The sequence below is a fragment of the Francisella salimarina genome (assembly GCF_007923265.1).
GTDB classification, from domain to species: domain Bacteria; phylum Pseudomonadota; class Gammaproteobacteria; order Francisellales; family Francisellaceae; genus Francisella; species Francisella salimarina.
The window spans coordinates 58589-72718 of sequence record NZ_VOJA01000004.1 but is presented as its reverse complement, the minus strand read 5'-3'; the positions used below and the strand labels follow the sequence as shown (position 1 = coordinate 72718).

Sequence of the window (14130 nt, the reverse complement as noted above, 5' to 3'; positions counted from 1 at the left end):
AATACTTACTCATAGTCGCCGACTTAGCTCAATAGGTAGAGCAACTGACTTGTAATCAGTAGGTCGCCAGTTCGATTCCGGCAGTCGGCACCATAAATACGGAGTGGTAGTTCAGTTTGGTTAGAATACCTGCCTGTCACGCAGGGGGTCGCGGGTTCGAGTCCCGTCCATTCCGCCATATTCTCATTAAGGTCTAGTTCTTAAAACTCAGTTTTCCCCTTTTTACTTCTGATATCTTGATCTAGACCTTAATTTTTTATATTTTCTTAAAAACTCAATAAATTTTAACTATTAAATATCTAAAAAAATATTTCGATAAAATCTATATTACTTTTTATTTGTATATAAATATAAGTTGTTATGTTTAATGTAATGATGTACCATTACACAATTACATTAAAGATATTTTTTTATGAATTCAAATAAAGGATGGCAACAATTAGTAAATATCTTATCTGAAACTTCAGATTCCAAAGATATTGATATTATTTGTGATTTTTTATTAACTAAAGAAGAAAAAGAGCAATTAAATAAAAGAGTTCTTTTGACAAAAGAGTTATTAAAAAAAGAAAAATCACAAAGAGAAATATCTAAGGAAGTAGGTATAAGTATTTGTACAGTTACAAGATGTTCTAACGCTCTAAAAGATTGTTCTAAAAGAGTAAAAGAAATATTCTCTGATAATATAAAAGGTGATTAAATGTCAATAAAAAAGCCAGAAAAATTTTTAGCATCACATATCTATAATTTAGATTATCAAGAAGATTTAAATAGATGTTTTGCTAATTTATGTACTAACAAAAAAAATACTATATTGTTAGAATCAGCAGAAATAGATACAAAAGATAAACTCAAAAGTATTTTGGTACTAAATAGTGCCTTACGTATAGCTTGTATTGAAAACAAAGTTTTTATGAAACCATTGTCCAAAAATGGTGAATATGCACTAAAAGAGATACAAAAAAACATCAAAGATGATATTGAATATAAATATGATAACAAACAATTAATATTAACTTTTAAATCAATAAAAGATTATCAATTTAATGAACATCAAAAATTAAAAAAACAGTCAGTTTTTGATGCTCTAAGAATTATAAAAGATAGTTTTGAAATAGATAATGAATTTAGTATTTTTTTGGCTGGTTTATTTGCTTATGATGTTGTTGGTAGTTTTGAAGAAATAGGTCAAGTAAAACGTAAGAATAAATGTCCAGACTATGTATTTTATTTAGCTGATACAATACTTGTAAGTGATCATCAAGAAAAAAATACATTTATACAAGTTAATAGCTTTGGACATCAAACAATATCAGAACTAGAGGATAGCGTTGCTGTAATTAAGCAAAATATAAATAATGATATAGAGTTAAAAGTTGAAAAATTTAGCAATTTAGAACCTAAAGAATCAATAAGTGATAGAGATTTTTGTGGTGTAGTAGATAAACTAAAATCACATATTATAAATGGTGATATATTCCAAGTTGTACCTTCAAGAAGTTTCTTTTTGCCATGTCAAAATTCTTTGGAAGTTTATAAAGAGCTTAAACGTACAAATCCTAGCCCGTATATGTTTTATATGCAAGATGAAGATTTTATTATTTTTGGAGCATCGCCAGAAAGTGCCTTAAAATATCAAAAATCTACGAATCAAGTAGAAATATATCCTATAGCAGGCACACGTAGAAGAGCAAAAAATCCAGATGGTAGTATTAATGCAGATTTAGATAGTAGGATTGAGCTAGAGCTTAGATTAGATGCTAAAGAAAATGCAGAGCATATGATGTTGGTAGATTTAGCACGTAATGATGTTGCAAGGATATCTAAAACTGGTACTCGCTATGTTGCTGATCTTTTAAAGGTTGATAGATATAGTCATGTTATGCATTTGGTCTCTAGAGTAGTAGGTCAACTTGCTGATGATTTGGATGCTTTGCATGCTTATCAGGCTTCTATGAATATGGGTACATTAACAGGTGCACCAAAGATAAAAGCAATGCAGTTAATATCAGAAGTCGAAAAACAGACTAGAGGTGGATATGGCGGAGCTATTGGTTATTTTAATGGGTATGGTGATTTAGATAGTTGCATAGTTATACGTTCTGCATATGTTGAAGATGAAGTGGCAGAGGTTCAAGCAGGTGCAGGTGTGGTATTGGATTCTATACCTATAGCAGAAGCTGATGAAACTAGAACAAAAGCACAAGCTGTAATATCAGCTATCAAAAATGTACATGGAGTGTAGTTAATGGCTAATATTATATTTATAGATAATTTTGATTCATTTTCTTATAACTTGGTGGATGAATTTAGAGTTCTAGGAAATAATGTCGAAGTATTCAGAAATAATTTATATCTGGAAGTTCTTTTGGATAAAATTAACTCAACTGATAATCCTATAGTTGTGATATCGCCTGGTCCTGGCAATCCTGCAAGTGCAGGATGTATAGTTGATCTTATATCAGTTATTAAAGGTAAGGTACCAATTATAGGAATATGTTTAGGTCATCAAGCTATAGTTGAAGCTTATGGTGGTATAGTATCTCATGCTAACGAAATTGTTCATGGTAAAACTGCTAAAGTTAAATTTATAAAGCATGGTATTTTTGAAGGTTTGGAATCACCATTGAGTGTGGCTAGGTATCATTCTTTAGTAGTTATTAAAGTACCAACTGGCCTCGAAACTGTAGCGGAAGTTAATGATTTGGTAATGGCTGTAGTAGATGATAAAAATAAGGTCTGTGGTTTACAGTTTCATCCTGAATCAATAATGACTATACATGGTTCTAAACTCTTAGATAATATAGTTAGATGGGTACAGCAATGATTAGTTTAAGAGATATTGTCGAAAAATTATTTAATTCAGAAGATCTTAATTATGAAGAAAGTTATCAGCTTTTTGATTATTTTATCAAAGGTCAAATAGAGTTACCTTTACAAACTAGTATATTAATAGCTCTTAAACTAAAACAAGAAACTTCGACAGAAATAGCAGCCGCAGTAGAAGCTCTACTTGATAATACAAAAGAGTTTCCAAAAATAAATGGAGATTTAGCTGGAATAGTTGGGACTGGTGGAGATGGGTTTAATACTATTAATATTTCTACAACAGCTGCGATTGTTGCAGCGGCAGCTGGTTATAAAGTTGCTAAACATGGTGGTCGAAGTGTATCAAGTAAATCAGGTTCTTTTGATCTTTTAGAATCTTTTGGTGTCAATATAGAGTTATCACCACAGCAAACAAAAGAATGTTTAGAACTATATAATCTTGGATTTTTATTTGCGCCATTTTATAGTGGAGGTTTTAGGTATATAAAAGAGGCTAGAGCTATCTTAAAAACAAGGACTATTTTTAATATTTTAGGACCTTTGATAAACCCAGCTAGACCAAATAAGGTTGTGATAGGAGTTTACTCAAAAGATTTAATTTTGCCAATGGCAAAAACTCTAATTAATCTTGGAATTGATAGAGCAGTTGTAGTATACGGTAGTGGCTTAGATGAAGTAGCAATACATGATGATACTTATGTCGCTGAAATACAAAATAATCAAATAACGGAATATAAAGTTTCTCCTGTAGATTTTGGTATAGATACATATGCAATCAAAGATCTTGAAGGTGGATTACCAGAGCAAAATAGAGAGATTATAAAGCAAATACTTCAAGGTAAGGGTAAACAAGCGCATAATGCTGCGGTAGCTGTAAATGTAGCTATGCTTATGAAACTTTATGATAAGGATGATTTAAAACAAAATACTCAAGAAGTATTAGAGCTTATAAAATCAGGCAAATGTTTTGATACATTACAACACGTTATAAATTATGATAAATAAAATCAAAAAATTAGGAATTTGTATATTAGGAGTATTAATGATAAGCTCTGGATATACATGTACAGTTTTTATTAAAAATAATGGCAAAAATAATTATGTTTTTGCTAAAAGTAGAGACGTAACTTTTAATAGATACGATTCAACATATTATTTTTTAAGGCAAGAAAATGTAGTTTTTCATGTACCAAAAAAAGGTTATAAATATATTTCTTTACAATATAGCCAATCTCAACCAGATCCAAATATTTTCTCTACAGGAACAAATGAAAAAAATTTGTCTATGAGTTATAACTATGATAGTTCACAGTTAGGAAGTACAGGCGATAATTTATCTGAATATACTCCTTCTATTATAAATATGGCTGATAAGTTTAATAGATATTTAATTAGTAACGCTGCTACATTAAATGATGTAAATAAAATAATTAAACAAGCTGTTTATAATTTTAATAATAAAAGTACTGAACAAGAGCCTTTTGCTGTTCCTATGTTATTATCATTTGCGCAACATAATAAAAATAAAAAAGATATTTATGAGGTTGTAGAGATTGTAATATCAAACCCTAATACTGTAAAAAAAACATACTTTAAATCATTAAAAATAAGTGGTTATCAAGATTTCCAGGAAAATAAGAAGTGCATAAGTATTTTGAATAATATGTACGGTAAAGGATTTAATAAAGACATGGTAGGTATTTATAATAAAGTATTTATGTCTAATCAATTTATCTGTAGTTATATTGGAAGAACAAGCTTTAAAAATAATTATTCAAATTTGGCAAGTTATTACTTTGCAGATCAAGTTGCTAAATTGATAGCTTATAATAACTTAAAACTCGATTATAAAATTAAAAAATCGAATGATTATCTAATTGAAACTAACTCTATAACCTCTCTAGATTTACAAAAACATACATATTTTGTTCCCCCAGAATCTATATCTCGTTATGACTCTTTAGATACTTTGCTCAAAAATTCAGAGCAAATATCAAAATTGGTTAATGATAAAAATGGATACTCTAGAGAGTTAGCTATTATGTTCTTAAATGATATATATAATCCAAGTAAATATGATTTAGATGGCTATACTATGTCATCTAATATGGCTGTTTCTAGAGAAAGTAGTAGAGCAAAATATGTTGTTAGTTTTATTAAAGACAATACCACAGGAATAGAAGTTCCATATATATTTGTTGAAATTACTTCTCCAGCACAACCGTACAATAGAGCTACTATAAAACTAAATAAATGCTTTTGGGAAGAGCATAAAAATAATGATATTATTGTTGATAAAGATGAATTTTATTATAAATATCATAAGATGTATCAAAATTATAATGGACAATAACCATGAAAAAAATAATATATAGTTTATCGATATTATCTTGTAGTTTAGGTTTTTCAGCTGATAGTGATACTAAATATCAAAAAGCTGTATTTGCAGGTGGTTGTTTTTGGTGTTTAGAATCAGATTTTGAATATATGCAAAAACATCAAGATTTAAGCCATGATGGTATTATAAAAATTATTTCTGGTTATGACGGTGGTTTGCAAAAAGATCCTACTTATAAAACAGTATCTGCAGGTATTACAAACTACAAAGAATCAGTAGAGGTTGTATATGATCCTACTAAAATTAGTTATCAAGATTTAGTAGAGTATTTTTATCGTCGTATAGATCCTACAGATTCTAAAGGACAGTTTTGTGATAAAGGTGAGCAATATCAATCAGCTATATATTATAGCGATGATAAACAAAAACAGGTTGCTGAAGATGTTACTAAAAAATTAAAAGCAGAATTTAAAAAGCATAATCAACCTGTATATACCCAAATTTTACCATCTACACATTTTTATAAAGCAGAAAGTTATCATCAAAATTATCATCATAAAAACCCTAAAAGATATTGTTATTATCGTACAGGATGTGGTCGTGATGTAACAGTAAATAAAGTTTGGCAAAATATAGATTGGAAATATAGTAATATAACACCTTTTAATATACCATCTAGCTATGCTGAATGTTTAACAAGATAGTAAAATGAAAGTAGTAGGTGTAGCATCAAAAGTTTCTAATGATAGGGAAGATTTGCTTGAAGAAGCTTGGGAGCTTTTCTTTAATAGTGAGGTATTAGAGTATCTTAATGGTCAAAATATATCTCAGGATATAATATCTGTTTATTATGGCTATGAAGGCGATCATACGGCTCCATATACTCTTTTGATAGGTTATGAGGTGGCTGAGTCTTTTGAGGTACCAACAGGGTTAAATTCTGTGCAAATTGAGCTTAACCATCAAACGTACCGTGTTGAAGGCGAGCTACCTGATGCTATTATTGATAAATGGCAACAAATTTGGGCAGATAATTCTAAAAAGAGAGCTTATAAAGCAGATTTTGATAGATATAATCCTATTAAAGATTATGCTGAAGTTAATGTCGAATATTTAAAATAAATAAGCTTCAGATCAACAAAGTACAGAAAAATTCAACTTTTATTCTTTTTTCGTTTAAAATACTTCATAAAATTATATAAATAATAAGTATTATGGAAACTATATTAGCTAAGATAGTTGAAGCAAAAAGAAATTGGCTTTTTGCAAAAAAAAGATTATTTCCACTAGATGTATTCAAAAAAGAAGTTATCAAAACAGATAGAGATTTTTATCAGGCTTTAGAATCAGACAAAGCAGTATTTATTCTAGAGTGTAAAAAAGGATCTCCTTCTAAAGGAGTTATCCGTAAAAAATTTGATCTAAATGAAATAGCAGCAGTATATAAAAATTACGTAAATGTAATATCTGTACTTACAGATGAAGAATTTTTTATGGGTAGCTTTGCAAATCTAGAGATTGTTAGAAAGCAAGTAACTCAACCTATACTTTGTAAAGATTTTATTATAGATGAGTATCAAATATATTTAGCGAGGCATTATCAAGCTGATGCAGTGTTACTGATGCTTTCGGTATTAGATGATAATGAGTATAAGAAACTAGCAAAAGTAGCTAATCGTCTTGGTATGGGTATCTTAACTGAAGTTAGTAATGAAGAAGAACTTGAAAGAGCTATCAAACTCAAAGCAAAAGTTATAGGTATTAATAATCGTAATCTAAGAGATCTTTCTATTGATCTAAATACTACGCGTCTTTTGGCGCCAAAAATACCTAAAGGAACAATTATTATTTCAGAATCAGGAATTTATAAAAATCAAGAAATCCGTGATTTAAGAAATTATGTTAATGGCTTTTTGATAGGTAGTTCTATTATGAGTGAACGCAATCTAGAACTTGCAGTTAGAAAGCTTGTATATGGTTTTAATAAGGTTTGTGGTCTTACCTCTGTAGAAAATGCGAAAAAAGCATATAATGCAGGAGCGGTGTATGGAGGATTTATATTTGTAGAGAAATCTCCTCGCTGTGTAGATTTTGCCATGGCAAAACAAATAACTAAAAAAGTTAGATTAAACTATGTAGGTGTATTTGCTAATGCTAGTATTGAAGATGTTGTAAATACTGCTTATGGTTTGAAACTTAGTGCAGTGCAGTTACATGGTGACGAAAATCAAGAATATATAGATGCACTAAAATCAAAACTACATAGAAACTGTCAGATATGGAAAGCTTATGGAATTGACAAAACTGTCCCAGAGTTTTTTGCTAATGTAGATTATCACTTATTGGATGCTCAAGTAGATGGTAAATCAGGTGGTACTGGTAAAGCTTTTGATTGGAGTCTTATCAAAGATAGAAAAAATATAATACTTGCTGGTGGTCTGAATCCTAAAAATATAGCAAAAGCAATAGAGCTAAGATGTTCTGCTTATGATATTAATTCTGGAGTAGAATCTGAGCCAGGACAAAAAGATCAGCAGAAATTAAAAGAAGTTTTTGAGGTTATAAGAGACTACTAGCATCTTATTTCACACTTTATTTTAACTTATAAGTATTAAAAGTAATTCATAGTTAGTATATATAATTGCAACAATATTTAGCTACTGCTATTCTAAATAAAAATATCTAATACACCCTAACTATGAATCAACCAGAAATTAAATATTTAAAAGACTACAAGCCAAGTAATTATCTTATAAATGAAACACATCTAAAATTTGAACTTGATGAGTCAAAAACTAGAGTGACAGCAAATTTACATATAGTAGCTAATCCAGCAAATCGTGAAAATAACACACTGGTTTTAGATGGTAATAATCTAAAACTATTATCTATAAAAATGGATAATAAAGAGCTATCAAATACAGATTTTATAGTTAATGAAAACCAATTAATCATAGATGATGCTCCAGAAAAGTTTGTATTAGAAACAGTGGTAGAGATTAATCCTGAGGCTAATACATCTCTAGAAGGCTTATACAAGTCTGGAGGGGTGTTTTGTACTCAATGTGAGGCAACTGGATTTAGAAAAATTACTTACTATCTAGATAGACCAGATGTGATGTCTTCTTATACAGTCAAAATAATAGCAGACAAGCAAAAATATCCAGTAATTTTATCAAATGGCGATAAAGTTGAGTCTGGAGATATTTCAGATACTCAGCATTTTGCAGTATGGAAAGACCCTTTTAAGAAGCCTTGCTATTTATTTGCCCTAGTTGCTGGAGATTTAGCAAGTATTAGAGATACTTATGTTACAAAGTCTAACCGAAAAGTGAGCTTAGAAATATACGCTTTTAAACAAGATGTTGATAAATGTCACTATGCAATGCAAGCTGTCAAAGATTCAATGAAATGGGATGAGGATAGGTTTAGCTTAGAGTATGACTTAGATACTTTTATGATTGTAGCCGTGCCTGATTTTAATGCTGGTGCAATGGAGAATAAAGGATTAAACATCTTTAATACCAAATATATTATGGCTAGTGATAAGACTGCTACAGATAAAGATTTTGAGTTGGTACAAAGTGTAGTGGGACATGAATATTTTCATAATTGGACAGGCGATAGAGTTACTTGTAGAGACTGGTTCCAGCTTAGCTTAAAAGAAGGCTTGACTGTATTTAGAGACCAAGAGTTTACTTCTGATTTAAACTCTAGAGATGTTAAAAGAATTGATGATGTACGTATTATTAGAAGTGCTCAATTTGCTGAAGATGCTAGTCCGATGTCTCACCCTATCCGCCCAGAGTCTTACATTGAGATGAATAATTTCTATACTGTAACGGTGTATCATAAAGGTGCTGAGATAATTCGTATGATTCATACCTTACTAGGCGAAGAAGGCTTCCAAAAAGGTATGAAACTATACTTTGAAAGACATGATGGACAAGCTGTTACTTGTGATGATTTTGTAAATGCTATGGCAGATGCTAATAATCGTGATTTTAGTTTGTTTAAGAGATGGTATGCTCAATCAGGTACGCCAAGTATTAAAGTTACAGAAAACTACGATGCAGAAAATCAAATTTATAGTCTAACATTAGAGCAAACTACTCCGCCAACAGCAGATCAAAAAGAAAAACAAGCTCTTCATATACCAGTTAGTATGGGCCTTATCACTCCAGAAGGTGAAAATATCGCCGAGCAAGTTATTGAGCTAACAGAGCAAAAGCAAACCTATACTTTTGAAAATATTACTGCAAAGCCAGTAGCTTCTTTATTTAGAGATTTTTCGGCACCTGTTAAGGTTGAGCATGAACGTGCTGAATCAGAGCTATTACATATCGTTAAGTATGATAATAATGCTTTTAATCGTTGGGACTCTTTACAGCAATTAGCTACTAAAATGATATTAAACAACGCCGATGTAGATACAGATTTTTTAAATGCTTTTAAATCAATTTTACATGATAAAGATTTAGATAAAGCCTTAATTAGTGATGCTCTAATGATACCAACAGAGTCTACAATTGCTGAAGCAATGCCGACAATTATGGTTGATGATATTGTCAACTCTCGCAAAAAAGTCATAAATCAGCTAGCAGATAAATTAAAAGATGATTGGTTAGAGGTATATCAACAATGTAATGATAATAAGCCGTATAGCTTATCAGCTGAGCAAATTGCTAAAAGAAAGCTAAAAGGTATCTGCTTGAGTTATCTGATGAATGCTAGTGAGGTAAGTCAGGGTACAAAGCTAGCACAACAACTATTTGATAATGCTGATAATATGACAGATCAACAAACTGCATTTTCAGTATTGCTAAAGTCTAATGATAAACAAGTTCGTGATAATGCTATCAAAGAGTTTTATAACCGCTGGAAACATGAGGACCTAGTAGTAAATAAATGGCTACTATCCCAAGCTCAAATATCTCATGAGTCAGCTTTAGATATAGTCAAAAGCTTAGTTAATCATCCTGCATATAATGCGAAAAACCCTAATAAAGTTTATTCGCTAGTAGGTGGTTTTGGTGCTAATTTCTCACAATATCATCGCAAAGATGGTTTAGGATATGCATTTATGGCTGATACTGTGCTAGAGCTTGATAAATTTAATCATCAAGTTGCAGCTAGAATGGCTCGTAATCTTATGAGCTGGAAACGCTATGACTCTGATAGACAAACTATGATGAAACAGGCTCTTGAGAAAATCAAAGCTTCAAATCCTAGTAAAAATGTCTTTGAAATCGTTAGTAAGAGTTTGGAGATGTAGCTTTTTATATTTATTATCAACTTGTCTTTATAAAGTAGATAAACAGATTAGTTTGTTATTTCCATTTATTTAAAACGTGATTTATATGCCAGGTTAACCTCTGAAAGGAATAATTGTCCATTGCTCTTTGACCTGTAAGCATTGAGGCTAAAAATACTGGGGTCTTAACTCCTCTTATACTCATTATATGACAGCCTAATATTTTATTGTAGTCAAGGGGAAATTTATTTTCGAATATGTTGCTAGCCAAGGCGTTTGCTACAATAATAGCTTTTGGCTTTGCTTGTTCTATTAGTTCTAGAGCAATTTTTAGCTGTTGGTTAGCGAATTCATTAGGCTCATTATCTTTTTTTAGTAAGATTTCCTTAACTAACTTCTGATTTGTTTCGCGTAACTGAAAAAGATCTATGTGTTCCCATTCTAACTTGAGCTTTTCAGAGAGCTTTTCGAATTTTTTAAAATATGGATAATGATTCCGAGCAATGCTCTCAATCTCTAGGGATATTTGGGTTGAGAAATTACCCATGTTTGGGAATTTAAAAAAATTATCAGGTTTTATTTCCGGATTATTGAGACTAGGCAACAGAGATCTAAACCCTTTAGTGCTATATGAAGGGTTAATTCCAATAAAAAGCAAACATTGCTTTTTTAATTTAGGGTAGAGGAGGGGCATTCGAGTTACCTTAACAGGACAGTTCTCTTTCCAGACTTTTAGTATTTGTGTATTTAGTTCATTTTCTTCAATTTTCATATATGAATATAGCAGCTTTTAATATACTTAATTATAACTATATGTTGGAGACATTACACTGTAATCATATTTTTATAACATAAAACCCATCAACTATTGATAGGTAGATTGTAAACATAAACATACATTTATATGTATTTTATTAGTCTTTACAACCTCATAATCAATACTATAACAAAAGAAAATTTACTACGAAATTAGATTTATAAAAGATGAGGAAAATATAAGAGTTTACTATTTTTATAGTGCTATACCTTATAAATACTTATAATAGACTTATTAATTATTTAAAAGCAAGAATAAATATGTCAGTAGTTGTTGTAGGAAGTGCTAATAGAGATTTAGTTGTAAAAGTTGATCAACTTGCACAAAAAGGTCAAACGATAATAAGTCAAAATTATGAAGAGTTTTGTGGTGGTAAAGGAGCTAATCAAGCTGTAGCTGCAAGAAGACTTGGCGAAAATGTAACTTTTATTACAAACCTTGGTAAAGATAGTTTTGGAGATAGGCTTTTAGAGTTTTATAAAAAAGAAGGCTTAGATAGCTTAACTATCAATCAAGATTCTGGTAGTAATACAGGTTTGGCTTTTATTTGTGTTGATAATCAAGGTCAAAATATAATTAATGTAGTAATGGGAGCTAATGCTAAGTTAGATCAGCAAATTTTGGACAAACATAACCAAAAAATCCAACAAGCAAAAATCATATTAACCCAACTAGAAACTCCTTTGGAAACTATTGAGTATTTAGCAAATAAAATCACTGATAAACAAACTTTTATATTAAACCCTGCCCCAGCTAGAGAGCTACCTCAAGAGCTACTCAAAAAGGTAGATATATTAACGCCAAATGAGACTGAGGCATCTATTTTGTCAGGTATAGAGGTTAAAGACGTAAATACAGCTAAGCAGGCAGCAAAAGAGCTGCATAATAAAGGTGTATCTACAGTTATAGTAACTTTGGGTGAACAAGGCGCTTTATTATCAAAAAATAATGGCCAAGAACAAAAATTATTTGCTACCAAAAAAGTAGATGTGGTAGACACTACAGCTGCAGGAGATACTTTTAATGGTGTTTTGGCATTTTGTCTAGACAAAGGATTATCTATAGAACAATCAATCGAGATAGCTAATACAGCAGCAGCTCTAGCAGTAACTATAGAGGGAGCAGAAGATTCAGCACCTACTTTAGAGAAATTGAATACTTATCTAGAACAAAAAATATAATATATGGAGATTTAAAATGGTTGTACTACACTCGTACGGTGTTGCGGTATTTTTTTGCATAATTACGATGCTATGTTGGGGTTCTTGGGCAAATACACAAAAGCTCTCGACAAAAGAGTGGCCTTTTCAACAGTATTATTGGGATTATGCTTTAGGGATTTTGATAGTATCTTTTGTCTTGGCTATAACTATGGGAAGCTTTGGTACAGAAGGTAGATCATTCTTTAGTGATATTTCTCAAGCATCATCTGAGAGTTTTATTTATGCTTTTATGGGCGGTGTGGTTTTTAACTTAGCTAATATACTACTTGTAGCTGCTATTGATATTGCAGGGATGTCTGTAGCTTTTCCTTTAGCTATTGGTTTGGCTCTAGTCATAGGTGTGATTACAAACTATATAGCAACACCTCTAGGTCAGCCTGTAGTCTTATTTTTAGGAGTTTTGAGCGTACTTGCAGCAATTATTATTGATGCTGTCATATATAAGCGTATTTCTGATAATAAAAACAAAAATATGCTTAAAGGATTTATAGTTTCGATTATTTCAGGTATTTTAATGGGCTTTTTCTATCCATTGGTTATTAAATCAATCTCAAGTGATTTTGTAACTCCTCAGGTTGGCTTAATGACACCATATACAGCAAGTTTTATATTTGCTGTAGGGATATTTGTATCTAACTTTGTAATCAATGGTTGGATGATTAAGTTTCCTATTTCAGGTAAAAAACTTAAGTTTAAAGACTATTTCTCTCAAGGTACGCCATGGTTGCATACTATTGGTATATTAGGAGGTGTGATTTGGGGGATTGGATCTTGTCTTAACTTTATAGCTTCTGGTATTGCAGGACCTTCTATCTCGTATGGTTTGGGTCAAGGTGCAACAATGATAGCGGCATTCTGGGGTGTATTTATTTGGAAAGAATTTGCCAAAGCACCAAAAGGTACAAATAAGTTGATAGTACTAATGTTTATAACTTATATTTTAGGATTAACACTTATTGTTTTTGCGAGAAATATTTAGTTTTATAATTATTTGAATGCTTTTAATAAAAGCGTAGTGGTTGTTTTAATAAAGTCATTTTCTTCTAATATATCTTTATCTAACTCATAAGATCTTATGAATGGAGCTAACGTTGCAGATGATATAAATAGAAGGACATATTTAGCAGAAAAATCTTTGGATAGTTGTCCATTATTTTGAAAATCTTTTATTTTTTCTTCAAGTTGATCAAATGATGCGAATTTTTGTTGATTTTTGATACCTGATAAAGAAGAGTTTTTTTCTAAGCGCTGCCAGTCTAACATTTTTAGTATATCAGTATTTTTTGTATGAATATTAAACCTTGCTTTGACTAGCTTTTTTAAAAACTCTTCAAATGTATCTTCCTTTATACAGTCTTTGATATCAGAAAATGTTTCAGAATTTATTAAAGATTCTTTAACAGCTTTCCATAAGTCAGTCTTATTAGAAAAATAATGATATATAAGAGAGCTTTGTACATTAGCTTTTTTAGCAATATCTCTAATAGATGTGCCATTAAAACCATTTTCAAGAAATAACACTTTTGCAGATTTAATAATTTTTTTAGCAGTTTTATGAGTTTTAGATTCCATTAATTTTAAGAGTTTCATAAGTTTTTAGAGATTATAGCAGATAGTATGTTTTAAATTCTATTGAACGATCGATCATTAGGTGATAATATTATTGATC

The 14130-nt window shown here is 30.6% G+C and carries 13 protein-coding genes and 2 tRNA genes; 13 read left to right on the top strand and 2 right to left on the bottom strand.

Features of this window, described 5'->3' with window-relative positions:
• The first annotated feature begins 17 nt into the window (after nt 1-17).
• The 11 genes from FQ699_RS05840 to pepN all read left to right on the top strand — a co-directional run bounded on the left by FQ699_RS05840 (nt 18) and on the right by pepN (nt 10442).
• A tRNA-Thr gene (locus FQ699_RS05840) sits at nt 18-93 on the top strand.
• 7 nt (nt 94-100) lie between these two features.
• A tRNA-Asp gene (locus FQ699_RS05835) sits at nt 101-178 on the top strand.
• A gap of 234 nt (nt 179-412) precedes the next feature.
• On the top strand, nt 413-700 hold the full coding sequence (gene trpR / locus FQ699_RS05830) for a trp operon repressor (protein ID WP_146421547.1): 288 nt from the start codon (nt 413-415) through the stop codon (nt 698-700).
• The gene (locus tag FQ699_RS05825; protein WP_146421546.1) at nt 701-2245 is read left to right on the top strand and encodes an anthranilate synthase component 1; all 1545 of its coding nucleotides are present in this window, start codon (nt 701-703) and stop codon (nt 2243-2245) included.
• A gap of 3 nt (nt 2246-2248) precedes the next feature.
• A complete protein-coding gene (locus FQ699_RS05820) occupies nt 2249-2827 on the top strand; it encodes an aminodeoxychorismate/anthranilate synthase component II (RefSeq protein ID WP_146421545.1) in 579 nt (192 codons plus the stop codon).
• Nucleotides 2824-3834: an anthranilate phosphoribosyltransferase gene (trpD, locus tag FQ699_RS05815; RefSeq protein WP_179951674.1), complete on the top strand. Its 1011-nt coding sequence runs from the start codon at nt 2824-2826 to the stop codon at nt 3832-3834. Before FQ699_RS05820 ends, trpD begins: the two co-directional genes overlap by 4 nt.
• Nucleotides 3824-5182, top strand: a complete 1359-nt coding sequence (locus tag FQ699_RS05810; RefSeq protein WP_146421543.1) for a hypothetical protein — start codon at nt 3824-3826, stop codon at nt 5180-5182. Before trpD ends, FQ699_RS05810 begins: the two co-directional genes overlap by 11 nt.
• Nucleotides 5183-5184: 2 nt before the next feature.
• The gene (gene msrA / locus FQ699_RS05805; protein WP_146421542.1) at nt 5185-5871 is read left to right on the top strand and encodes a peptide-methionine (S)-S-oxide reductase MsrA; all 687 of its coding nucleotides are present in this window, start codon (nt 5185-5187) and stop codon (nt 5869-5871) included.
• A gap of 4 nt (nt 5872-5875) precedes the next feature.
• Nucleotides 5876-6289 (top strand): GyrI-like domain-containing protein, encoded by a 414-nt coding sequence (locus FQ699_RS05800; protein ID WP_012280261.1) that lies wholly within the window; start codon nt 5876-5878, stop codon nt 6287-6289.
• Between the two features lie 92 nt (nt 6290-6381).
• Nucleotides 6382-7743 (top strand): bifunctional indole-3-glycerol-phosphate synthase TrpC/phosphoribosylanthranilate isomerase TrpF, encoded by a 1362-nt coding sequence (gene trpCF, locus FQ699_RS05795; RefSeq protein WP_146421541.1) that lies wholly within the window; start codon nt 6382-6384, stop codon nt 7741-7743.
• 122 nt (nt 7744-7865) lie between these two features.
• Nucleotides 7866-10442, top strand: a complete 2577-nt coding sequence (gene pepN / locus FQ699_RS05790) for an aminopeptidase N (protein ID WP_146421540.1) — start codon at nt 7866-7868, stop codon at nt 10440-10442.
• Between the two features lie 55 nt (nt 10443-10497).
• Here the strand turns inward: pepN and FQ699_RS05785 are convergent, their stop codons facing one another.
• Nucleotides 10498-11193, bottom strand: coding sequence for a hypothetical protein (locus tag FQ699_RS05785; RefSeq protein WP_146421539.1), 696 nt, complete (start codon nt 11191-11193; stop codon nt 10498-10500).
• A 305-nt stretch (nt 11194-11498) separates the two neighbouring features.
• On the opposite strand from FQ699_RS05785, the gene rbsK reads away from it, so the two are divergent.
• Entirely contained in the window at nt 11499-12419 is a 921-nt protein-coding gene (rbsK, locus tag FQ699_RS05780) for a ribokinase (protein ID WP_041264006.1), read from the top strand.
• A 16-nt stretch (nt 12420-12435) separates the two neighbouring features.
• Complete coding sequence (locus FQ699_RS05775; RefSeq protein WP_146421538.1) at nt 12436-13440, top strand: GRP family sugar transporter; 1005 nt, start codon at nt 12436-12438, stop codon at nt 13438-13440.
• Between the two features lie 8 nt (nt 13441-13448).
• Here FQ699_RS05775 and FQ699_RS05770 read toward each other — a convergent pair whose 3' ends face one another.
• Nucleotides 13449-14051 (bottom strand): TetR/AcrR family transcriptional regulator, encoded by a 603-nt coding sequence (locus FQ699_RS05770; RefSeq protein WP_146421537.1) that lies wholly within the window; start codon nt 14049-14051, stop codon nt 13449-13451.
• Nucleotides 14052-14130: the final 79 nt, after the last annotated feature.